This window comes from Photobacterium sagamiensis, assembly GCF_050337085.1.
In the GTDB taxonomy this organism is placed as follows: domain Bacteria; phylum Pseudomonadota; class Gammaproteobacteria; order Enterobacterales; family Vibrionaceae; genus Photobacterium; species Photobacterium sagamiensis.
This window is the reverse complement of sequence record NZ_JAKJSP010000029.1, coordinates 1-23,224: the sequence shown is the minus strand read 5'-3', so window position 1 is coordinate 23,224 and position 23,224 is coordinate 1. Positions and strand designations below refer to the sequence as shown.

Annotated in this window: 25 protein-coding genes; 14 read left to right on the top strand and 11 right to left on the bottom strand. The window is 41.9% G+C overall.

From position 1 onward, the window contains the following. Positions 1-321: 321 nt before the first annotated feature. Positions 322-786 carry an exoribonuclease R gene (locus L4D76_RS14905; protein WP_428441682.1) on the bottom strand — a complete coding sequence of 155 codons (465 nt, stop codon included), beginning with the start codon at positions 784-786 and terminating at the stop codon, positions 322-324. A gap of 484 nt (positions 787-1,270) precedes the next feature. Between L4D76_RS14905 and mrcB the strand changes: the two genes are divergently transcribed. From mrcB to L4D76_RS14885, 4 genes are all read left to right on the top strand, one after another. Next, entirely contained in the window at positions 1,271-3,631 is a 2,361-nt protein-coding gene (mrcB, locus tag L4D76_RS14900) for a penicillin-binding protein 1B (protein WP_428441758.1), read from the top strand. Between the two features lie 157 nt (positions 3,632-3,788). Beyond that, positions 3,789-4,331 carry an NUDIX hydrolase gene (locus tag L4D76_RS14895; protein WP_428441681.1) on the top strand — a complete coding sequence of 181 codons (543 nt, stop codon included), beginning with the start codon at positions 3,789-3,791 and terminating at the stop codon, positions 4,329-4,331. A 187-nt stretch (positions 4,332-4,518) separates the two neighbouring features. Then, positions 4,519-5,118 carry a YceI family protein gene (locus tag L4D76_RS14890; protein ID WP_428441680.1) on the top strand — a complete coding sequence of 200 codons (600 nt, stop codon included), beginning with the start codon at positions 4,519-4,521 and terminating at the stop codon, positions 5,116-5,118. Positions 5,119-5,208: 90 nt separating this feature from the next. Next, entirely contained in the window at positions 5,209-5,424 is a 216-nt protein-coding gene (locus tag L4D76_RS14885; protein WP_428441679.1) for a DUF3820 family protein, read from the top strand. A gap of 151 nt (positions 5,425-5,575) precedes the next feature. Here L4D76_RS14885 and L4D76_RS14880 read toward each other — a convergent pair whose 3' ends face one another. Beyond that, complete coding sequence (locus tag L4D76_RS14880) at positions 5,576-5,998, bottom strand: DUF3010 family protein (protein ID WP_428441678.1); 423 nt, start codon at positions 5,996-5,998, stop codon at positions 5,576-5,578. A 541-nt stretch (positions 5,999-6,539) separates the two neighbouring features. Then, on the bottom strand, positions 6,540-7,046 hold the full coding sequence (locus L4D76_RS14875) for a YgjP-like metallopeptidase domain-containing protein (protein ID WP_428441677.1): 507 nt from the start codon (positions 7,044-7,046) through the stop codon (positions 6,540-6,542). A 262-nt stretch (positions 7,047-7,308) separates the two neighbouring features. Here L4D76_RS14875 and L4D76_RS14870 point away from each other — a divergent pair, with 262 nt between their 5' ends. Continuing rightward, positions 7,309-7,761, top strand: coding sequence for a methyltransferase family protein (locus tag L4D76_RS14870; RefSeq protein ID WP_428441676.1), 453 nt, complete (start codon positions 7,309-7,311; stop codon positions 7,759-7,761). A gap of 91 nt (positions 7,762-7,852) precedes the next feature. On the opposite strand, the gene L4D76_RS14865 is transcribed toward L4D76_RS14870, so the two are convergent. Continuing rightward, positions 7,853-8,635 carry a nucleotidyltransferase family protein gene (locus L4D76_RS14865; protein WP_428441675.1) on the bottom strand — a complete coding sequence of 261 codons (783 nt, stop codon included), beginning with the start codon at positions 8,633-8,635 and terminating at the stop codon, positions 7,853-7,855. Positions 8,636-8,835: 200 nt separating this feature from the next. Then, on the bottom strand, positions 8,836-9,618 hold the full coding sequence (locus L4D76_RS14860) for a nucleotidyltransferase family protein (RefSeq protein WP_428441674.1): 783 nt from the start codon (positions 9,616-9,618) through the stop codon (positions 8,836-8,838). Between the two features lie 299 nt (positions 9,619-9,917). Here L4D76_RS14860 and L4D76_RS14855 point away from each other — a divergent pair, with 299 nt between their 5' ends. Continuing rightward, positions 9,918-10,247 (top strand): hypothetical protein, encoded by a 330-nt coding sequence (locus L4D76_RS14855; protein ID WP_428441673.1) that lies wholly within the window; start codon positions 9,918-9,920, stop codon positions 10,245-10,247. A gap of 61 nt (positions 10,248-10,308) precedes the next feature. Here the strand turns inward: L4D76_RS14855 and L4D76_RS14850 are convergent, their stop codons facing one another. From L4D76_RS14850 to L4D76_RS14840, 3 genes are all read right to left on the bottom strand, one after another. Then, positions 10,309-10,668, bottom strand: a complete 360-nt coding sequence (locus tag L4D76_RS14850) for a HopJ type III effector protein (RefSeq protein ID WP_428441672.1) — start codon at positions 10,666-10,668, stop codon at positions 10,309-10,311. A 222-nt stretch (positions 10,669-10,890) separates the two neighbouring features. Then, positions 10,891-11,283 carry a DUF2750 domain-containing protein gene (locus tag L4D76_RS14845; RefSeq protein WP_428441671.1) on the bottom strand — a complete coding sequence of 131 codons (393 nt, stop codon included), beginning with the start codon at positions 11,281-11,283 and terminating at the stop codon, positions 10,891-10,893. Between the two features lie 157 nt (positions 11,284-11,440). Further along, the gene (locus L4D76_RS14840; protein ID WP_428441670.1) at positions 11,441-12,487 is read right to left on the bottom strand and encodes a transporter; all 1,047 of its coding nucleotides are present in this window, start codon (positions 12,485-12,487) and stop codon (positions 11,441-11,443) included. 413 nt (positions 12,488-12,900) lie between these two features. Between L4D76_RS14840 and L4D76_RS14835 the strand changes: the two genes are divergently transcribed. From L4D76_RS14835 to L4D76_RS14810, 6 genes are all read left to right on the top strand, one after another. After that, on the top strand, positions 12,901-13,530 hold the full coding sequence (locus L4D76_RS14835; RefSeq protein ID WP_428441669.1) for a hypothetical protein: 630 nt from the start codon (positions 12,901-12,903) through the stop codon (positions 13,528-13,530). 51 nt (positions 13,531-13,581) lie between these two features. Further along, the gene (locus L4D76_RS14830; protein WP_428441668.1) at positions 13,582-13,911 is read left to right on the top strand and encodes a carbon storage regulator; all 330 of its coding nucleotides are present in this window, start codon (positions 13,582-13,584) and stop codon (positions 13,909-13,911) included. A 269-nt stretch (positions 13,912-14,180) separates the two neighbouring features. Continuing rightward, a complete protein-coding gene (locus L4D76_RS14825) occupies positions 14,181-14,762 on the top strand; it encodes a hypothetical protein (RefSeq protein ID WP_428441667.1) in 582 nt (193 codons plus the stop codon). A gap of 197 nt (positions 14,763-14,959) precedes the next feature. Then, positions 14,960-15,634, top strand: a complete 675-nt coding sequence (locus L4D76_RS14820) for a C39 family peptidase (RefSeq protein WP_428441757.1) — start codon at positions 14,960-14,962, stop codon at positions 15,632-15,634. An 8-nt stretch (positions 15,635-15,642) separates the two neighbouring features. Then, positions 15,643-16,161 (top strand): hypothetical protein, encoded by a 519-nt coding sequence (locus L4D76_RS14815; RefSeq protein ID WP_428441666.1) that lies wholly within the window; start codon positions 15,643-15,645, stop codon positions 16,159-16,161. 307 nt (positions 16,162-16,468) lie between these two features. Beyond that, positions 16,469-17,818, top strand: a complete 1,350-nt coding sequence (locus L4D76_RS14810) for a sigma-54-dependent transcriptional regulator (RefSeq protein WP_428441665.1) — start codon at positions 16,469-16,471, stop codon at positions 17,816-17,818. A 91-nt stretch (positions 17,819-17,909) separates the two neighbouring features. Here the strand turns inward: L4D76_RS14810 and L4D76_RS14805 are convergent, their stop codons facing one another. Together L4D76_RS14805 and L4D76_RS14800 are read right to left on the bottom strand one after the other, a co-directional pair. Then, positions 17,910-18,044, bottom strand: coding sequence for a hypothetical protein (locus tag L4D76_RS14805; RefSeq protein ID WP_428441664.1), 135 nt, complete (start codon positions 18,042-18,044; stop codon positions 17,910-17,912). A 324-nt stretch (positions 18,045-18,368) separates the two neighbouring features. Beyond that, complete coding sequence (locus L4D76_RS14800) at positions 18,369-19,328, bottom strand: endonuclease/exonuclease/phosphatase family protein (RefSeq protein ID WP_428441663.1); 960 nt, start codon at positions 19,326-19,328, stop codon at positions 18,369-18,371. Between the two features lie 454 nt (positions 19,329-19,782). On the opposite strand from L4D76_RS14800, the gene nrdD reads away from it, so the two are divergent. Together nrdD and nrdG are read left to right on the top strand one after the other, a co-directional pair. Further along, positions 19,783-21,909: an anaerobic ribonucleoside-triphosphate reductase gene (gene nrdD, locus L4D76_RS14795; protein ID WP_428441662.1), complete on the top strand. Its 2,127-nt coding sequence runs from the start codon at positions 19,783-19,785 to the stop codon at positions 21,907-21,909. Positions 21,910-21,999: 90 nt separating this feature from the next. Next, positions 22,000-22,473, top strand: a complete 474-nt coding sequence (gene nrdG / locus L4D76_RS14790; protein ID WP_428441661.1) for an anaerobic ribonucleoside-triphosphate reductase-activating protein — start codon at positions 22,000-22,002, stop codon at positions 22,471-22,473. Positions 22,474-22,990: 517 nt separating this feature from the next. On the opposite strand, the gene L4D76_RS14785 is transcribed toward nrdG, so the two are convergent. Next, complete coding sequence (locus L4D76_RS14785) at positions 22,991-23,221, bottom strand: transposase (RefSeq protein ID WP_428441756.1); 231 nt, start codon at positions 23,219-23,221, stop codon at positions 22,991-22,993. Positions 23,222-23,224 lie beyond the last annotated feature (3 nt).

Genomic DNA, 23,224 nt, shown 5'->3' with positions numbered 1-23,224 from the left:
CGCTTCAACTATTCATTATTTATGTGAAAGAGTATTAGTACATCGTAAAAGAAGTTTTGATCCGTTCAGTCACTGAATTTCGTCATTCCGTAAAGTGAGGCACGAACTTATACGGAATCTAAGGCGCACGCGGTTAGAACTGGATCCCGGATATTTCGTTCCTCAATTCCGGGATGACATATTTAGGTGCTTCAACTATTCATAATTTATTTGAAAGAGTATTAGCTCATTGCTATTTCGTCTAGATCTGTATCAAAAGTGAAGCCGCATTAAGCGGCTTCTTTATTTTCAGTTGCGAGGGTTTATATCTGTTTTAAGCGTTCAGCTTACTTTGTTTGCAGTATTTTGATCGTTAATTTCTGCATAGTTGTGCAGTAACTCGGTCAGTATTTTGACCCAGCCAAAGGCATTATCCGGGGCGGTATCAAGCAGTGATTCAACCTGTTCACAGTGTTCTTCCAGTGAAACGGCTTCTTCCAGGTTGAAAGACAGGGCGTAGAAATGCCACAGGATCAGTCGGATCATGCGATCAGCATTTTGTTTTGCATTTTCTGATTCTGAAAATGCACCTTTTACTTCACCTAATGCAATCGCCGTCATGCGTAACATGGCATCTAACTGCGCTGACTTCATGCGATCTTCGCTATCGATCTCTTCCTGATCGAAGGTGAATAGCTCCTGCATCACATCTTCCGGCACCATACGGCTGATAACTCGGAGGCTGAACTCTTCCAGTTCATGGCGTGGCATCGTCACCAGGCAGTCAAATTTATAATCGCGTTCCATAGTTATTCTCAGCAGTTGGATCAACGGGCGCGTATTTTGAGGGATTTTTCCCTCGGTCGCAACCATTGTAATGACCTATACCCAAACCACTTCAAGATGATGTTCAGCGAGAATTCAGTAGCTTTTAGGCAAGGCAGCTATATGAGCGAATAGTGGTTCTATTTGGAGTATGGCTAACGCAGTATAAAAGCTACTGAAACTCGCCCTTTGGGAGCTCCTCTGGAAACTCACTTCCGCACAAAATGTGCTTGAAAGGGAATGCCATTCCTACACACATTTCGCTTGAATTGAATTCCCAGAGGAAGCTCTGAATCATGCATCTTGAAGTAGTTTGGGTATAGACTCTGACAGAGGCATGACACGCTTTGGTGGCTGTTTCTCTATCCTGATAAAAACAGATCTCACTGCCTGATCAACCTTATTGGGTGGCGAGAACCATTTATTAACACTCAGAATGCTCTGGGTGGAGTTAGTACAGATCCCTATGACGACATCAGACAAGCAAAAACAGCCTGAATCCGATCAAAAGTCGGAGTCAGAATTAAAGCCTGATCCGGTATTAAAGCAAGGCGCAGAACACCAGCCACCAAGTAAACGAAAGTGGCTGAAATTGGGCTGCATTGGTGCCGTTATGTTCGCTTCAATTAGTATGGTGTGGATGGGGTTTTCACTTAACCAGACAGTGACGGATAAGTTTGAAGGGCAGTTGTGGCAACTGCCATCCATCGTTTATGCCCGTGAACTGACTCTGCAGCCCGGTACGCCAATTCGCTATGAAGATTTGGTGAATGAGCTGAAGGTGTTGAAGTACCAGAAGGTAAAAACACCGCGTAGAAGTGGAGAATATTCAACCGGACGACTGAAAGTTGAGTTTATCCGCCGTCCGTTTGAGTTTAAAGATGGCAGCGAAGACCAACGTCATGTCGTTGTGGAGTTTGATTACTCGGCGGTGAAACGTATTTATGAGGCAAAGACGCAACGAGAATTAGGCTTTTTGCGTATTGAACCGAAAATGTTAGGTATGTTGGAAGCCAGAGCTGTAGAGCAGCGCATTTACTTACCGAAAGATGAAATGCCGGAGCCTTTGATTGATGCATTGATCGCAACGGAAGATCGGAATTTTTATCAGCACGATGGTGTCTCCCCCGTTGCTATTGGCCGTGCATTTTTGGCGAACTTGAAAGCAGGGCGCACGGTTCAGGGGGGAAGTACCCTGACTCAGCAGCTGGCAAAGAACCTGTTTTTGAGCAGTGAACGTAGTTTATGGCGTAAATTCCGCGAAGCGTATATGGCGCTGATCATTGATTATCGTTATGACAAAGATCAGATCCTCGATGCCTATCTTAACCAGGTGTATCTGGCACAAAGTGGTGCCGATGCGGTCCATGGTTTTGCTTTAGGGGCGCGATTCTATTTCGGGCGTCCGCTTTCTGAGCTGCGTACTGATCAGCAAGCCTTGTTGGTAGGGTTGGTAAAAGGGCCGTCATATTATAATCCGTGGCGTTATCCTGAACGTGCAAAACAGCGCCGTGATTTAGTGCTGAAAATGATGGTTGAAAATGGCCAGTTAGAGCAAGGCGAGTATGATGATGCCATTAAACGTCCCCTCGGAGTGCAAGAAAAAGGGCGATTGGCAAATCGACAGCCCGCCTATTTTGAACAGCTTAAACATGAACTTAAAGAACATGTCGGTGATAACTACCAGCCAGGAAAAGGGCTGCGATTATTCACGTCGTTAGATCCGCTCTCGCAAGAAAAAGCGGAGCAAGCGGTACGAAATGCCATTCCTAAGCTTGAAAAACAAGCCGGAAAAGAGCTGGAAACAGCGGTGGTGATTGCAGACCGACGATCTGGTGAAATTCGAGCTATGGTAGGGGGGAGCCGTCCCGGTTATGCCGGTTTCAACCGGGCGATTGATGCCAAACGACCAATTGGCTCTATTGTGAAACCCGCGATTTATCTTGCCGCACTTGAACAGCCTGAGCGCTTTTCACTGGCGACCACGCTTCAAGATCGTCCGCTGACGCTAAAAGGTGCAAAAGGAGAGAATTGGTCACCGCGTAATTATGACAGGCAGTACCGCGGTGAGGTGCCGTTGTTTATGGCACTGGCGAAGTCGTACAACATTCCGACAGTCAACTTAGGCATGGCGGTTGGTATAGATAACGTTATCGACACAATGGAGAAGCTCGGTGTCGATCGTAAAGAAGTACCCAAGCTGCCATCGATGTTACTGGGCGCGTTTACCTTAACGCCGCTGGAAGTAACTCAGATGTACCAGACGATTGCCAGTGGCGGTCATAAGGCCAATCTGACCGCATTAACTGCGGTTACCGATAGTGAAGGTAATGTGCTTTATCAGAACTTGCCAAAATCATCACCTGCTGTATCAGAGCAAGCTGCCTGGCTGACCATGTACGGTATGCAAAAAGTGGTGAGTTTGGGCACAGGACGTTACCTGAATACCCAGTTCGCATCGTCGCGACTGGCAGGAAAAACGGGTACATCAGATAATGGTCGTGATAGTTGGTATGTCGGAGTGGATGGTCGTGAGGTTGTGACGGTCTGGATGGGCCGGGACGATAATAAAAGTGTGAATTTAACTGGTTCTTCTGGCGCATTGCGTTTGTATGCCGATTACATTCAGCGCCGTGATCCTGAAGCGTTAGTACTGCGCCGGCCCGCAAAGGTGACTGATTTTTCTTATCGTCAGTCTCAGAGTGGTAGCTTCTCTCAAAGCTGCCTGGGTCAAACTAAATTGCCCGCCTGGGATCCAAACGGCCGCTTAAAACCGAGCTGTGTGAATAATGTTGAACGTTTCTTCCAGCGGTTACTGGACTGGTAATTATTAGTCTGTATTAGTTAAGGCCTGTTTATCTTTCAACAGTATTGCAATGTGGGAAGATAAACAGGCCCTAAAAAGAGGTTTTATGAAAACAGGCCAACTTACGTTAGAATAGCCAGCTTTTCATGATCCTAAACTGACGTAGACGAACTTAGCCATGCGATTATTAAAATCTTCAGTGCATCCTGATATCAAAACCCAGGATGCTCGTATTTTCCACCGTAAGGCTGCCCGCGGCATTATCTTGAATGGTGAAGATATTTTGATGCTATACACCGCGCGCTACCATGACTATACCCTGCCTGGTGGTGGGATAGATGATGGTGAAGATGCTGAAGCAGGTCTGATCCGTGAGCTTCAGGAAGAAACGGGCGCACAAAATATCCGAGATATTAAAGAATTTGGTTTATATGAAGAATATCGTCCTTGGCATAAGCCAGAGCACGATATCGTTCATATGGAATCTTACTGTTTTGTCTGTACGATTGACGCTGAGTTAGGTGAAACGCGGCTTGAAGATTACGAAATCAAAAATGGAATGAAGCCTGTCTGGATGAGTATCTTTGATGCGATAGCTCATAATGAAGACACCATGGCGAACAGTGAGAAAAAAGGCATGTCGATTGAACGTGAAACATTCTTGCTTAAATTGATTGCGGAAGAACTTCTGCCGCCGTTCGCGTTAAAACAAGCGAGTTAATAAAGGCTGTTGTTCATAAAGTTGATGCTTAACAAGAACCTGCGAAAGCAGGTTTTTTTATCGCTGTCGTTTGTGTTTCGCACCTAATCATTCTATGGCAACTATGCTGGCTCAATAATAATAAAAAAAGGACAAGCTTTTCACCTATATTGATCGAATCAGAAAGCCAAAAATAGGAACATTTTTGATGAGATTACATCATGTATTGATCACAACCTGTGCATTGTTAGCCGGGCTACCAGTCACGGTGTTTGCTGACTGGACGCTGGATAATTCACAGTCGAATGTCAATTTCTTATCTGTGAAAAATGCTGCGGTGACAGAAATTCATCAATTCAAAAACTTAAGCGGATCGGTCTCTGACAGTGGTGATGTGACAGTTTCGATTGATCTTACCAGTGTTGATACACTGATCCCTGTTCGTGATGAGCGCATGAACAAGGTGCTATTTGAAACAGAGCTATTTCCAATCGCCACACTCATGGCGCAAGTTGATAAAGCGGCGTTAGCGGCTCTCAAACCGGGTCAAACAATGTCTCTGGAAGCTGAGGTTGATCTGGATCTTCATGGCAAGAAGCAGCTTTTAGTCGCAAATTTACAAGTGATCGGGTTAGAAAATGGCGGGCTTCTGGTTAACACCACTAAGCCTGTGGTGATCGACAGCAAAAACTTTGAGTTAGATAAAGGGGTGAAAGCACTTCAGACTATCGCGAAGCTAAACTCTATCGCGACGAGTGTCCCGGTTAATGTCCGGCTCATGTTTATGAAGAACACAAAGAACGAATAACAAGAGCGTTTTGAACGGGCTTAACGTATTGCAATCAACGTTAAGATCGAAGATCCTGTAGTCAGTTAGGTTATAAAGGCTGCTTAAGCAATGTTTGACAAAGAACATCTGGTAAAGCTCGCGAATGTGAAAATGCCGTTTGGTAAATACAGTGGTCGGGTATTAATTGATTTACCAGAAGAGTATTTGCTGTGGTTTCGAAAGCAGGGTTTTCCGGAAGGAGAGCTAGGGACGCTAATGGCGTTGGCATTAGAGTTCAAAATCGAAGGCTTAGAGTCAGTGATCCGGCCGTTAAAACGTGATTAGAGTCGCTGCCAGAGAGTGTTAGATAAACAGACCCTAGTATCAAATTGAAAAAGGGTAAAGCGCTGGCTTTACCCTTTTTGCTAACTCAAGCCAGCTTATACCAATTTGGAAAAGTATATGACCATTGACCAGATACTTATCCCGGTTGGTATTATTTGCCCATGTAAGCGTAACCTGTAGTAAACGCAGCTTCCTGGAACTGACGCAGTCCAGTACTGCGGAAGTCAATCGCCAATGGATTACGCTTCAGTTTTTGTTTTATTTCAGCGCTGCTGATGAAGTCAACATCTAAGCCTTCGATAAGCTGGATAGCCGCTTCCAGTTTGAAGCCAGTTGCACTGCCTGCAAATTTACCGCGGGTTTCGCGAGTGCGGATCACGACGTGTTCAACCTTGTAATCATCCAACAGTTTTTTGAATGCGAATTGGAAATCTCTCATTTGTTCATTATCGAGAGAATCTTGCATGATGAACTTCTGAGTACGGCACTGAGGAAGATCAAACAGACCATTTTGTAGAGACAGAAGGCAAATGATTGCCTCATTGCTTCTTAGCTCAACTGCACAAACTTTCATGTAAACACCTAATCATTTTATTAACCAGTTATTGTAGGCTAAAACACAGCCCCTTGTTAGACTTTCATGCGATTTTAAACAAAAAATTTAATCATCAAATCTAAGCCTGTGCTTGTTTTATTAGCTCACATTGGCGAGTCGATGCAAAGTAGATTTCTAGTACCTAAACACAGTGAAGATGATTGAAACGGTTAAAGTCCGTCATCCCAGAAACCGCCAAACACTGAACTTGTAGGCTTTCTCAAAACTTACCTGGCGGTTATCTGGGATCCATCATGCACGGAAGGTTCAGTGGACTGTGGATCCCCGATAATCGCGACTGTAAATCCAATCGATAGTGAAAAGATCAGCATTAAGCGCTTCAATGGATGATAAAGAGCAAGGATGACGACGGTTTGGCTTCATCGATAAAAGACTAATCTGTTCAATCAATGATAATTAATGAGTCAAGATACTAGTTGCTCAAAGGTCATTGGCTGGCTTAAGTAATGGTCTTGTAGCGGAGTATTTTTAGTTCATTTTAAGTGCAAGTAAAAGAGGATTACGTATAAATGGGCCCAGTCATGTCTAGCTGGGTCAGGTATAATCGCATATCAAATTCAAGCTGATGATAATTAGGTTCCATGTGGCAGCAGAGCTGATAAAAAGCTTTGTTATGTTCCTTTTCTCTCAAATGCGCGAGCTCATGAACTGCAATCATACGCAAAAAGGGAAGAGGGGCATTTTTGAAGACGCTAGCAACACGGATCTCATGCTTAGCTTTCAACTTCCCTCCTTGAATTCGGGAAACAAAAGTATGCAGGCCCAAGGCGTGATGAATGACATTGATTTTATTATCGTAATTCACCTTACTGATCGGGGCTGATTTCTTTAAGTATTGGTTTTTAATATCAATAATAAAATCATATAACGCCTTTTCCGTTTTGATATTGTGTGTGTCGGGATATTTTTTCAGCAAGAACGTTGGCAGCTTCTGATCGTCGATCAGTTTTTGTACCTGCTCGGTTAAATGTACGGGATAGCCTTGAAGGTATTTAAATTCTTGCATTGTAAAATCTCGATAGCAACAAAGAAAAGCGCGAGCCGATTCTATAAGCCATACACTGGTGTGGCAATATAATCATACGATTTCGTGCCATTTCTAGCGTTTTACCAATAGCCCGACACCGTTATCAATAATTGATGCTTTAAAGATAGAAATAGCTTATCCATCAATTGCATGCCCAGTATAATGCCTTGCTCTTATACTATAACTATCTAAAATTCGTGATCTTCTGATAGTCTACCGAGTAAGTTCAAAGGAGTCAGGTATGCATCTGAAATTGCCGCCGCCACTAGTATTGCTGTTAACATTGGGCGGGATGTATTTTCTTGCAACGTATTGGCCTTTATGGTCTTTTTCGTTTGCAGGTCAGCAGGTTATTGTCCTTTTATTGTGCTTGATTGGAGCCATATTAGGTTTGGCTGGCATCGTTTCATTCGCTAAAGCGCGCACCACCGTCGATCCTCACCGGCCAAAAAAAGCGACGCGTTTGGTGACAACCGGGATTTATCGTTTTTCACGTAATCCAATGTATCTATGCTTAGCTGTGTTACTTGTCGCTGCATTTTTCTATCTTGGTACGCTTTCCAGTCTGGTGATGATTCCATTATTTGTCTTTTATATAAATAACTTCCAGATAGGGCCGGAAGAAGAAGTGCTATCTGAGCTCTTTGGCGATGAATATCAACAATATTGTATTCAGGTAAGGCGCTGGTGTTAGTCGTGCTATACCAAAATTTGGGGATTGGCGTTGCGGTAGTTGTGGCCAGATTTACCTGACCACTTCATAGCCCTTAGCGCTGGTTAAGGTCTTAACTCGCCATGGCTTCAGGTTGCAGGTATTGCTGCCATGCGTCTTGATAGAGATTTAACGATTTCGTTCGTAACTGGGTTATCTGAGCTAGTTCGAATTCTGATAATGTACGGTCGTTTATCAGGCCGATGCGTTCGATAGTCTGAATTTGTTCATAGATCTCATGTTCAGCCCCATTCTTGATGGTAGAAATGGCATCTAAATGAAGTTGAATTTCAACCACCATCTGGCTCTTGGGAAGGCGTACCAGCATTTTTAAATCTCGGTAACCAGAGGCCGTCGGTGATTTAAAGCGATTTTTAACTGCGACGACAGAGACTTCGTTATTTAATAATTCAAATGCCTGTACAAGGCCCGGAATATCTGTAGCCACTAATGAACCACGCGCCAGATCGGTAATTTTGTGCGCTTCACCTTTTAGCTCAGTATCGATTTTCTGTTTTGCGCGGTGTTCTGATTTAACACCAGGAATAATGGGTTGAGTATTCGTGACTAAGGCAACCTCACTCATTAATGTTTCGAGCTCTAGCTGGGCAAGTGTTGCAGCCTGATATAACTGTGTAAAATCACGATAAGGTTGAGCTATGTCGAGTTCTTTCCAGCTATCAATACTGTATAAACCGCTTAAACTACGCTGAAATGATTTTTTACTTTCTTGTGTCTGTTGAGAAAAAAGTACGTATTCAGATTCTGAATAGCTTGCTAGTGGGGCAGCTATTGAGCTGCGGCTAAAAACAACAAGAAGCACAAAACAAGTACGAACGACAGCTTTCATATCCATTAAACAACTCCTGTGATGCCTGCAAGTAGCAAGTTGGCATCAGCAACATACGGGTATAAACGGTGACGTTAAAGGTGTCGTATGTGCTTCGTTGTTTTCTATCTGGAGCTTGTTTATGTGTGTAGCTTAACTGTGAATATAACCATAGCAGACTAACCTGAACCCAAGATGAATTGTTCCATATTTTTGATAAACAGACCCTAGCTAACGGCCCTCTCTGGTTGGAGGTATTGCTGCCAGACTGACTGATACAAGTTAATAGACATATTACGCAACGAATTTACTCGTGAGGCTTCCAGTTCGTTCAATTCCCTGTTTTGAGAAGACGCTGTGCGTTCGATAGTTTGGAGTTGTTCATAAATGTTATGTTCAGCCCCGTTTTTTATGTCTGAAATAGCTTGCAGGTGAAGCTGGATTTCAGCAATGTGCTGAGTCTGAGGAAGACGTACCAGCATTTTTAAGTCGCGGTAACCGGATGTGGCTGGCAGCTTGAAGCGGTTTTTTACTTCGACAATGGTCACTTTTTTACTGAGTAGTTCAAATGCCTGAACAAGACTGCCGATATCTCTGGCGATCAATGAGCCTCGTGCTAAATCAGTAAGGCGATTCACCTCACCATTTAATTCTGTTGATATTTTATATTCAGCTCTGGTTTGTGATTTTATACCCGGAAGCTGGCTCTGTGTATCGGTAGAGAGTGAGACTTGCTGTATTAATTGCTCAAGTTCCGTCTGAGCTTGATGTGCTTGTTGGTAGAGTGAGTCAAAGTCATCATAGGGTTGAGTGATATGACTTTGTCTCCAGCTTGGAATGGAGTAAAGGCCACTGAGTGAGCGTTGAAACGACTTTTTCGAACCTTGGCTAGAGGACGGAACCTCATAATCAGAGTCGGTGTGAACGGGTAAACTTTCAGCAGCAACAGGGCTACGACTTAATACACAAAAAAGAACGAAACAGGTGCGAAGTGCAGATTTTACAATCATTTAAGCTCCATTTTGAACCATTTCTAGCGATACGTACTGTATCGATTTGGACAAGTCATGTGTCCGTTCACTAAGATATCTGTCTTTCCGGGTCGCTTTCAATGGTTGAACACACAAAATTGGGTACTAGATTATTCAGGTTGTGACTAGCTTCCCAATCTGACATTCTCTGGCTCTCTTTGGGTGAGCATTGTGTAACAAACGGTAATCTCAATTGTCTGGTGTTCCATCACAGTGGTAGACTGCTGCCGTGAATTGGTAATAATTGACGCTGAGTTAATTTAAGGGTGAGTAAAATTTTGCAACAAGATCTATTGATTGTATTAATGGTGATCTGGCTGGGGATTTCTGCTGGCAGTGTGATGCTTTTTCAGCGCGGCTCAGATGTTCAACGTAAACGTAAGTTATGGCCGGGCTATACGATATTCAGCAATACGGTTATTGCTGGATTTATCATCTATATGCAACCACCGCTACTTATGATGATTGGCTTGGTTACGTTGCTGCTGCCTTTGACTTGGTTGACGATACGTTCGACTAAATTTTGTGACTCATGTGGAAAAGCGAGCCGTTCGCCTTTCTTTATGAAACCACCAACAGAATGTAGTCACTGTAAAACGTCGTTTTAATTAAACGACCCACATAGCTTTGATAAGGGGTTGTCGGCCCCTTATTGATTTTGCTCGACGGTTAGCTACGCTTTTTTTCCAAAAGAGCATCTCCCGCAAAGCGAATACCCAGCCATCCGTATTTCATGAAGTTACGGATGTTCAGATGATCATCGTTGCTAGGATTCTGCAATACATCAATTCGATAAAATTTGCCAAAGCAAGCGAGGGTTTCTGCTTCAGATAGTTCGTGGCGTTTAGCAAACGCAAAAATACGGCATGATCCTTCATTCGTGCCTGCGGGATTGGCGAGTGTCTCATTGCCTAACCCATTGCTAAAGGCGGTCGGTTGGTAGTGATAATGATCGTTAATGGTGCTGATCACAATATCAAAGCCAACTGATTCTGGTGTGTTCTTTAGAGTACTGAATAGCGCATCCATGGCTTTACGCCCCCCGTTTCTATTGTCTGTTTTAACGATTAAAAGAAAATAATAGTGCATTGTGAGCAAATAAGCATCACGTTGCACTAAAGAAATAAAAAAGGGCCAGATTTAGCCCTTTTATCGTCGTTAAAATGTCGGTCGCGAGTATAGCCACACATTTGGTTCCCAAAGGGATTATCTGTGTAGACTCTTTTCTATTAACAAGGCGGCTAACAGGTATTATTTATCTTTTTTCGCTTGCTGCTTCAGTTCATAGTCAAGTTCATCAGGGTATACAACTAAGCCGTCTTCATCCTGGTTTGGAAAGATCACGATGGCAAGTTCATCGTCTTCAAGACCATGGGTCCAACGACTATGCCATTTATTGAGGGAAATCGCTTCAGCCTTGCAAGAATCCCATTCGCCAGTTGCCCATGCCTCTGCGAACTCTTTGTTAGGCCAAACTGGCACACAATCTTCGTCATCAGTGTTCAGCATGACACAGCCGTGCTCATCAATCAGGATCCATATTTGGCGATTGGCGACGACTTCTTTAACCAAGTACTTGAAACGTTTTTCGGCATCATAGCGTTGAATAGTTTCAACCATCGTTGGTTCTAAAGGGGTGGACATGATTTGTGTTCCTGTTACAGCTTTGACTTAAGAACCATAGGATAGAACAAAACGAGGCTTGAGTCTTTTACTGTGTGACATAAAGTAAAGCCCCTATGCATATTGGCTTTGGGGCTTTTTGCCGTATTTTTAAGCGTTGATTCGGCTCCAAAAAGCATTAGGGCTTGATAGTATATGGAACCCTTACTGTCAGTTGGAAATCAGGTGCATCAGCAGTCAGACCTGCAGATGCACCGACATTAATTGTTGTATCTCTGTCGAGCGCATAGTTCGCACCAAAAGAGAGGGAATCTAACTGTAATAATTTGGCATCTAATTTTGATCCGTTAACTTTTGATTTAAGGATAGTTTTATGGTTGAGGCCAATACTGAATGAAAATTTCGGATTAACCGCAAAACCCATACCTGCACCAAACGAGATGGTATCACCAAGGTCTATAGTATCGACACGAATGGTTGTACTTTCTCCACCTTCTTCATCTTCTATTTCGAGGTCGACGCTGACATCGTCCTTGATATTCCAGATATAGCTCAGGTTCATGAAAATCACAGCCGGATCGATAGGCATGATCATAGTGATCCCTGGTTCAATGCTGGGAAAACCGGACCCGGTTGGCAGATCTTCGAAGTCGCCAACGTCGTTTACCGGAACATCGTATGGCGAATCACCTGTGGTGCTTTTGAAACGTAAGCTACCCACCCAGTAGGGTGAAGAAGTCATATTGAACTGGTATTTGAAGGCGGCTTCGATATCACCAAGGCCACTACCATCAACATCAAATATCTCATTACTACTCTCGCCAGTGTTTATCCGCCGTCTTGCGGTTGAATCTGAACGATATACCCAGGGTATACGTGCTTCAACTTCAAAGCGGTTAGTAATACCATAACGGCCCGTGAGACCAAAGGTCAGTGTGGTTCGATCAATGTCACTGGCTTCAATTAAGCCCACAATGAGCGAAGGCAGAACCGTATAGCCAACAACTGAAACATTATTAGAGGAGTTCTGGGTGTAAGAGAAAGAGGTATCAAGCACAAAGGATCCTCTCGGTGTAAGTACGCCAGGCTGCTCGAAAATATCTGCAACAGTTTGTACTCGCTTCGTTTTTTCAGTTTCTTGAGTTGCCGGTGACTCCGCTGCCACCGCAATGCCTGAGCAAACAGTAAGAAGCGCAATCAGACTTTTATATTTTAAAATACTCACGATTTCCTCACTTTTTGCATTTCCTGCAAAGATGTGCCCCGTAATCGGTCCAGACAGTATGCAACAGCTACTCGACCAATAAAAAAAGAATAGTTGAATAAAAGTCAAGTTGTTAACTATTTGTCTCAAATAATTGTCTTATTCCTAAGATGTTCATGAAACGGTCTCATTATTAATAAAAATTTTATTTGTTGAGATTTGTTGAGATTTGTTGAATTTATTAGAAATGAATCAATATGAATAAATGGAATTAAAAGTAAGTGTTTAGATGGAAATATAAAGTTGATTTATTAAAAATAATACAATGCTGGTTTTGGCAAAAACTACTATTAAATTATCTCGCGGACAACTGCGAGTGATTATAAAAAAAGCAGCACAACATAATGGCAGTACAACCTAGTTGGAGTTAAATCATGCGTAAAACAAATATTGCACTACTCGTAGCAGTTGTTGTTAGTTCGCCTATCGTATTCGCTAGTGGTGATTGGTATCATCCTGATCCGACGCCACCGCCTGTAGCTGAGCCCGATATTGTTCTCAATGATATTGCCAACGAAAACTTGGCTTTCACGGCTACTAACAGCTTTAATAAAGATCTTAAAATCAATGATAGCTTCAAGACTGATGACGACGCACTCATCATGTATGACATGAATAACACCGACATTGATAAAGATACAAGTCACAGTTTTAACACATTTAGTGCTATTGACAACAGTAAGGACACTTATACCAAGACCTTTACATTTACATTGGAGAAAAATGTATTTAAAGCGGAATCAGAAATAGAGGGTGAAATAGAAGACAGTGAAGTGACCTATGGCGGTGCATGTTGTGACAACGACAACGATTGGGGTGGTGGTTGGTATGATAAGAGTTATGGCGGTGGTCAATCTGCACCAAGTGGAGTGATGGTTACTCAGTCAAATGATATGACAAATGCCTTTAAGCAAGCTTCAGGCATCAATATTGCAGGTCAGAATGCGGGTAACAACTCTTTGGTTCAGCAAAGTGTAAGTACCAACGCGGTTCTTTCTAAGTAACATAAAAGCTGAGAGCTGAGAGTTGCTAACTGCAGCTCTCAGGAGGTCGTTATGAAATATTTAACACTGATAGTTGCTGTTATCTTATCATGCGGTGCAGTAGCAGATGAGTTAGATATGCTAGCAGGATCTGAAACGCTGAATGATGATTTAATGAATCAGTCTCGAGCTGGGCAATACGAGCTGAATATTGACATTATGGAAGCGAATTCAGAGATGTATGGTGATATTTCAGGTGACGCAAACCATAATACCACTGGTGATAATTATCTCACCGAAGGATCGTTCAGCGGTTCTTCAGGGGTATTTAGTGTAGTGCAAAACACAGGTAATAATGTGTTAATACAAAATGCAACGGTTGTTAACCTGACATTGAAGTAGCCTGTTAGTTTATCTAATGCTGGCATATGAGGTATATGTCAGCCAAAGAACTCTGAATAAGTATCGACTATTAATTAGAGTTTACGATTTTCGCAGGGACTAACAACATTACTTCATACATAAACGCTTATTAATGTAATAGGTATGGTGTTTGATAATGTGAGTGATTGCTATGGCTCATTAGAAATAAACAAACATGTTTGAAATCATAGCCATATAAAAAGTAAGTAAATTATAAAAAATGTACACAATATATTTGGAGTAATATCATGCGTAAAACAAATGTCGCACTTTTAGTAGCAGCTGTAATGGTTTCTCCTTTAGCTTTAGCCACTGGTGATCTAGATGTTTCTGCTACTGATATGTTCAATACAGATGTAACTATTGAAAAGACGGACAGTTTTAATAAAACAGCCACTGTCAATGATAGCTTCAAGAGTGACGATGACTTCTTGCTGATGAAAGATATCGGAAATAAAGATGTAGATGTAGATATACATGGTAGTTTTAACGATACTCTTCTAAAAGATAACAGTACTTATGATGAGTCTCACACTTACAGTATCGATATCGATATTGATGAGTACCTGGCTGAAACAGAGCTTGAGGGTGAAATAGAAGACAGTACAGTGACCTATGGCGGCGCATGTTGTGATGATAATAAACATGGTGACTATAGAGGTCATGGTGATAGCAATAGCGGTAGCGGCTATGTGAAGGTTTATCAAACCAACACTATGAATGGTGCATTCGGTGGGGCATCGGGTATCAATGTCGCTGGTCAGAACGTGGGTAATAACTCACTTGTTCAGCAGGCTGCAAGTACTAATGCAGCGCTAGTTGGTAAATAAGAAAAGATAAGGAGGGCTGTTATGGCCCTTCGTCTTAACTTATGCAGACTTGTAATGTACGAGTTATGAGTCTTAATAAGTGAGGCGAAACATATTGAAATTTAATTGTTTGGGCTGTGATGCATCAATTTCAGGTTGTATAAACTTGTAGCTAATGTCATCACACGGCAAGGTCAATAGACAGTGATTCTATGATTATGAAAATTTCAGCATTAATTATTGCAGGCCTGTGTGCCAGCTTTTCTGTATCAGCACTTGATTACTTTCCGAATCGAGGCGGGTATAACGTTGAAGTGAAAAGCTACCAGGAGAAGTTATTTGGTGATGTACAAAGGCAGCAATATGATTTCAGTTGCGGTTCAGCCGCTGTGGCATCTTTAATAACCTATCACTATGGTGTTGAAGTAGCTGAAAATGCTGTGTTTGAATATATGTTTGCCAACGGTAACAAGGCAAAAATTGAGAAAAAGGGATTTTCGATGTTAGATATGAAAAATTACTTAAGCTCAGTAGGTTTTGATGCTGGTGGTTATAAGATCCCTCTGAGTAAATTTAAGAAATTAGGCATCCCCGGCATTACAATTGTTAACTTTGATGGTTATATGCACTTTGTTGTAATTAAAGGTCTTAACAGCAAACAGATTATATTAGGCGATCCATCAAGAGGGACTGTCGTGATGGATATTGACCAATTTGAACCGAACTATAAAGGCTTGGTTCTGCTGGTAAAAAGTCATATTAAAAAAGGACAAGACAGTTTTATTACAGCAGAAAATTACAGCATTTATAGTCCGGCGCCAATGTCAGAGGCGGTTGCCAGAGATTCGCTTGCCACGTTCAGCATAACGCTACCCGGTGCAAACGATTATTAGAGGCTTGTATGAATAAATTATCTAAATTATTTATCGCTTCGACGATAGGAGGGGCGGCCTTAATGGCTAATGCCACTATCAGTCTTCCGAGTCTGGATAATCTTGATTTTGGATTGGTCACGATGAGTGATGCTGAAATGTCATCGATACGCGGTGGATTTGTATCTATAAACGACACATTAATCAATATAGGCTTATCTATAACAACTGCGTTGAATGGTGAAAAAACATTCAGTTCTCATATTGCTGATCTCACCATAGTTAACGGTATTTTAATGCCTGCGAGCAGTTCTGGAGGAGGTGAAACTGACTGTGTTGTCTGTGTTGCGCAATTTGGCGACGGTAACTATATAGAAGGGCCAAACTTGTTAAATGGTAGTATTGCCAATATTGTTCAGAATACAGTCGATGGAATAACGATTCAAGTAGATACAGTATTAGACATTGAGGCTGATGTAGATGGGTTCATTCATCAGCAAATTCAGACACACCGGATGGAGAGTGCGATATTAAATACAGGGTATTAAAGTTAGTTTCATATAATTTTTCGATATTATTGAAGGTATAGTGTTCTCACTATACCTTTTTTGTTGTATTTTTTTATCATTAACCATCTATGCTAATAATTTTTCTTAAATTTAGGGGAACTTTTATATTTTATTAAGTTGTTGATTGAATAAGGTAGTTTTTTGCTTGTTGACTATTGATTTTTATAAAAACAGACATTTCAAGATGATTCTTACATCTGATACCCTGCAAAGCTGTCATTTATTGCCTATTATTTTTAATACATAAAGAATAAATAAATGTACATTGAAAAAGAAGGTGACTTCGATGGTGGCTCAATGTCAAACAAAGTCAATTAGTGGTCGACTTATTGCAATTGGTTGTAATTACGAACCTTGGATTGCGCTTCTGGAACAATCTGGTTGGAAAACCCATTGCTGTTACGATCTTAGAACGGCTGACTCAATCCTGGAAGAGTACAGTCCTTGTATCTGTATTGTTGATTTAAGCAATAATGATTTTAGCTTGAATAGCATTTCTTTAAGGGCAAATAAGACTAAGCAAGTAAAATGGATCGCTATTATTAAAAAAGAGCAGTTGCATACGGATGCGATCTGCCAGTTTATTAATAACTTCTGCGTTGACTATTTCACGGTTCCAATTCCAAGTAGCCAGCTATTAGACACAGTTGGTCATCAACTTGGTATGCTTGAAATTGAATCTAGCTCATGGGTTGAGATCACTTCTCAACATGATATGGGATTATTCGGTGAGTCAAAATCGATTAAGCAATTACGTGACATGGTACGCCGCGTGGCAGCAACGGAAGTGAATGTCTTTCTAACTGGAGAGAATGGTACCGGTAAGGAGTTGATTGCTAAGTCTGTTCATAATTTATCTAAGCGAAAAAATGTACCGTTTATTTCGGTTAACTGTGGTTCTTTAGCGCATGATGATAAGAAAATGGCATTCTTAAGAGCGCCATCGCAGTCTCAAGAAGATGAAAATCCAAACTTTAATGGCACTATTTTACTCGATAATGTTGAGGAGTTGTCGAAAGAGTTACAAGATGAATTGTTGGCCTATTTGCAAACATCTTCAGGTGACTCTTTGAATGATGATTCATGTTGCGATGTTCGTATTGTTGCTTCTTCGAGTGCAGATCTTGAAAGTACAGTTGCAAATGGTGATTTCAGTAAAGAGCTTTATTATCGGTTGAATGTGTTCCATATAAAAGTACCGACATTACGAGAACGCGGTTCTGATATTTTCCTGTTAGCTGAAAAGTTTCTGACTAAGTTTGCTAATGAATACAGCACTATGGCATCCAGTTTTTCGGAAGATTCGAAGCAGTTGCTGTTGCGGTATAGTTGGCCGGGTAATGTACGTGAATTGATTAACCAGGTTAAGCGTGCAGCGCTGCTAGCTGAAGGGAATGAAGTTAGGGCTGAACATTTTGATTTGCCAAGCAAGGCAAATCTTAAGCAAAGCTTACGTAATATTAAAGATGAAGCTGAAAAAGATGTGCTAATGGCAGTACTTGAAACCCATCGTGGTCAGGTTGCATCGGCAGCGAAAGATCTGGGTGTTTCGCGAGCAACCATGTACCGCCTATTGAACAAACATAATATCGTGCCAGATGTGAGGCATTACAATAACAGTTATATGCAAGAATAATTATCATTTACCACGATAGCTTTTCATTTTACTACCATAAAAAAGCCCGTTAAACGGGCTTTTTTTGTGATCGTACAATTAGCTATATTGATTAGGGGTTGCCTAAGATAATAACTTCATCTTCAAATACTGTGTTGTCTAGAGAGACGAAAATCGCATCAGGTTGCTCAACCATGAGCTCATCTTCAGTCGGCGCAACAAACGTATATTGGTTTACAGCGTCCATCAGTAGTCCTTTTACAAATAACTCACGCTGCTGCGTGAAGGAGTAGTTATCTATAGGTTTAGTCGCGTTTTTTGAAAATCATTATTTGATAAAACACTGACTAAGATCTCATCTCCAGCTTCTTTCTGGTTGTTTAGTGAACGATTTGTATGTGCAACGGTGCGAGTAACGAGAGGCGAGATATCCGGGATCCAGTTCTAACCGTGTGCGCCTTAGATTCCGTATAAGTTCGTGCCTCACTTTACGGAATGACGACGTTTGGTGTCAGATCTCATCAAAACTTCTGCGATGAAGTACTCGAGACTAGAAACTCGAAACTAGTTACTAGGGGGTAGAGAGAGGAAGATGGGCAACAATCGGGCAGTGATCAGACAATTGGTATTGCTTGACGTCTTCTTGTTCAAACGACAGTTGATAGACACTATCCTGATCATTGATTTTACCAGCAATATCTTGCGACACGAGCATATGATCGATCAGCGAACGATAAAGACGAAACCGTGCTTGGCCTTTGGCGTTTCTGACTTTAGCCCAGCAGTTGGCCTTAGTCTTTGCCGTGAGGTTGACCAGTGGCTGTTTTAGCCGGTTATTGAGGTAGCTTAGCAACCATTCGTTCGGATGATTTAATTGATGGTTGAAATCCCCCACAACCATAAAGCTTTGATGTTTCTCTTGTCGTTTATTTATCCAATCGGATAAAACATTTGTTTGACGCTTTAACTGTTTGCAGTGTTTATTCGAATTTTGTTGCTTCCGTTGATTCTTGCTGAAGCAACCGGACTTCAGATGAACGGACAGAAGATGCAGTTGAGTACCATTATCAAGCTGAACGATGAGATAGCTGCCATAGCGTAACTTACCAGGTTTGTTATTGGCGATATGGTTTAATTGATAAAGATCGCTGGGATCGGATACAACAAGGTGGGAGCGAACCGCAAAGCCTGTGTATTGATTACTGACAGGGTAAGATTCACTGGCTTTTTTACTACGATCTGAGAGGTAAAAGCGATACTCAGATTCGGGCACGACCTTCTTTAAGACAGCGAGACTATCAACTTCTTGAAAGGCGAAAATATCAGGGGAGAGAGTTTTAAATATCGATCTCATTTTCTGGTAATCGAGATCATTACGTCTGCTTTCTGGAAATTCACCTGATAAGCTCAGCCATTGCATGTTCCAGCTGACCAGGTTCACACTGGAAGACGCAATGTCAGCCGCGAGAGTAGGGGCTATGCTAAGCATCAGCAAGAGACTGATGAAGTGAGTACGCACGTTATAAGCCATTCGTTAAGGATCATGCTTACACTATCGATGTTGAGGAAGGGGTTGTACGCGAGAAATGTGAGATATACGATGTTTATCACCTCAGTGTGCGATCGATTTGTTGTGTAGCCATTACTCGCTGTTATATGTCTCTAAAATCCGCTGACGATTTTGTCTGTTTGGATCAAAATCAAAGTTGCTGAGAATGGAAATTGCAAGGGCTTTTTTTTCAAAAAGATAAAGTGATCGACAATAAATTTGTTGACAAAAAAGGTTTGCAAAAGAGGTTACATGCCAAAATTTGGCACCGCTCAAAATCATCGCTCGTTCCCTGTACTGTCCTTGATAAAAAATGATTTAGATCAATGTTTGTTTTCCGGAATTCTCGCCTAATACACCACATCTTGTATTACCCAGATCACTAAGCCCTATATTTTGTGTTTTAGTGACAGTGTCATGTTCGTAGGAGCCCCGTGTGAAGCCTGTTGTGATTAAGCGTGATGGATGCCGTTTGCCGTTTAATACTAAGCGTATTAAAGAAGCTGTACTTAGCGCAGCCGAGTCAGTTGAAGCTATGGATGAGGCGTATGCTGCGTCGGTAGCTGACGGTGTACTTTCTCAGTTTATGTCTGTTGAGGAAGTGGATATTCACGCTATTCAGGACGCGGTTGAAAATCACCTGATGGTGGGCCCGCATAAAAATGTTGCTCGTGCTTACATCGAATATCGCCATGACCGTGATATCGAGCGTGAAAAGAAAAGTACGCTAAGTGCAGAAATCTCAGGTTTAGTTGAGCAAAGCAATGCCGATCTTCTAAATGAAAACGCGAACAAAGATTCTAAAGTGATCCCTACTCAGCGTGACTTGCTGGCAGGTATCATTTCTAAGCATTATGCGAAGAACCACATGCTACCTCGTGATATTGTTCATGCCCACGAGGCAGGCCAAATCCACTATCATGATTTGGATTATTCGCCATTTTTCCCAATGTTCAACTGTATGATCGTTGATTTGGAAAATATGCTGACCAAGGGTTTTCGCATGGGTAATGCGGAAATTGACACACCAAAATCCATTCAGACTGCGACAGCTGTAACTGCTCAGATTGTTGCGCAGGTAGCAAGTCATACTTATGGTGGTACTACACTGAATCGTCTTGATGAAGTGCTTGCACCGTATGTGACGGCTAGTTACAACAAGCACTTGAAGACGGGGCAACAGTGGGACGTTCCGTGTGCAGAAGATTATGCAAAAAAACTCACGGAGAAAGAAGTCTTCGATGCTTTTCAATCGCTTGAGTATGAAATTAATACGCTTTTTTCAAGTAATGGACAGACCCCATTCTTATCCATTGGCATCGGTCTAGGTACTTCGTGGGAATCTAAGCTGATTCAAAAAGCAATTTTTGAAAACCGTATTGCTGGTTTAGGAAAAAATAAAAAAACGGCTGTTTTCCCTAAATTGTTATTTGCAATTAAAGATGGCATCAACCATAAACCAAGCGATCCTAACTACGATATCAAGCAGCTTGCTCTTGAATGTGCATCTAAACGTATGTACCCAGATATTCTTAACTACGACAAAGTCGTTGAAGTTACTGGTTCATTCAAAGCACCAATGGGATGCCGTAGTTTCCTTGGACAATACATTGACGAAAATGGTCAAGAGATCCATGAAGGTCGTAACAACCTTGGTGTAGTAAGCTTGAACTTACCGCGTATTGCTATCGAAGCTGATGGTGATGAAGCGAAATTCTTTGAGCTCCTGGATGAGCGAGTTCAGCTAGTTCGAAAAGCACTTGATACACGTATTGATCGCCTTCGTGGTGTGAAAGCGCGTGTTGCCCCAATTCTATATACAGAAGGTGCACTGGGGATTCGTCTTAATCCCGATGATGAAGTCTTAGACATTTTCAAAAATGGACGAGCGTCGATTTCTATGGGTTACATTGGAATCCATGAAACTATCAATGCCCTTTACGCAGATAAAGGTGAGCACATTTACGACAGTGAAGAGCTTCGCCAGAAGGGTATCGCGATTGTTAAACGCCTTAAAGATGCTGTCGATGCGTGGAAGGAAGAATCAGGATGGGGTTACAGCTTGTATAGCACGCCATCAGAAAATCTATGCACACGCTTCTGCTCACTAGACACTAAAGAGTTTGGTGTTATAGAGCACGTAACAGAGAAGGGTTACTACACCAACAGTTTCCACCTTGATGTTGAAAAAACGGTTAACCCATACGACAAGATTGACTTTGAGATGCCGTACCCAGAGTTAGCAAGCGGTGGATTCATTTGTTACGGTGAATACCCGAACATGCAGCGCAACGTTGAAGCTCTTGAGAATGTTTGGGATTACTCATACTCTCGCGTTCCATACTACGGCACAAATACACCAATTGATGAATGTTATGAGTGTGGTTTTACGGGTGAGTTTGACTGTACAAGTAAGGGCTTTACATGTCCTAAATGCGGTAATCACGATCCTAAGAAAGTCTCTGTAACTCGTCGAGTGTGTGGTTATCTGGGCTCTCCTGATGCTCGGCCATTTAACGCGGGTAAACAGGAAGAAGTTAAGCGTCGTGTTAAGCACATGTAAGCTAACTCGAACATAGCCGGTTGAAAGCAAATCCAACAATGAATGTAGAAGTGCCTTAATGGCACTTCTTGCTTTTGGTGAGTATATAAAGTGAATTACCATAACTATTATCCAGTTGATGTTATCAATGGACCAGGTACACGCTGTACGTTGTTTGTCTCAGGTTGTGAGCACCAATGTCGTGGTTGCTACAATCAAAATACATGGCGCTTGGACGCAGGGCATCCGTTTACGCAGGCCATGGAAGATCAAATTATTCAGGATTTGAATGATCCCCGTATTCAGCGTCGTGGGTTGTCATTGTCTGGAGGCGATCCACTACACCCAGCGAATCTTGCTTCAGTATTAAAATTGATCAAACGTGTTAAAGCTGAATGTCATGGAAAAGATATTTGGCTGTGGTCAGGATATGTGCTTAATGAGCTCACCGAACAGCAGCAAGAGGTTGTGAATCTCATTGATGTGCTGGTGGATGGCAAGTTTGAACAAGAGACGCAGGACCCGTTACTTGTCTGGCGAGGTAGCGAAAATCAGATCATTCATTATTTTCAGAATGTAGAATAATCTCAATTTTGATAACGATACATTCTGCCTTCTTATGCGCGCTTGAGCTTTCTGTATAACTTTGGAATAAATTATTTGATTTCATGAATATTATACAAAGTGTTGATTTTATGTAATTGAATGAGAGTGGGAAGTGAAGTTATCCACCGTTTCTGTGCATAACCATGGGAAAAGGAAGTGCATGAATGTCGAGATATCTCTAGATACGCTCGTAATGCACAAAAAATGAGCATTTTTGTACGCGTAAAGCCAGCAGCCTAATCGTTATACCCAAACCATCTCAAGGTGCAGAGTTCAGCGAGAATTCATTGGCTTTTAGGCAAGGCTGCCATTCCTATACACATCTCATTCGAATGGAGTTCCTGGGGAAGCTCTGAAGCTCGCATCTTGATGTGGTTTGCTTATAGTCTCTTGCTTTTGATAATTCAATGCAGTGCAGCTGTATGATCTGTGTACTACCGGATAGTTGTAATAATGCATTATTTACTATTTGCAGCAGTAGTATTCATGTAAGTAACTAAGAAAAACTTATTTCAAATAAGTTGCCATAGCCATCTAACAAGGCAGCGATTTCTGCTTCCAGTGTTTCTTTACTCCAAGTAATAAAGCGGCGTCTGTAATACTTGGCCTGTTTCCAAAGGATTTCGATCAGATTCAATTCCGGACTGTATGCCGGAAGATAGACCAATATCATGTAATGTTGCATCAGCCAGTGTTCTAGGGTTTTCTGATCGATCCCATGGTGCATGCG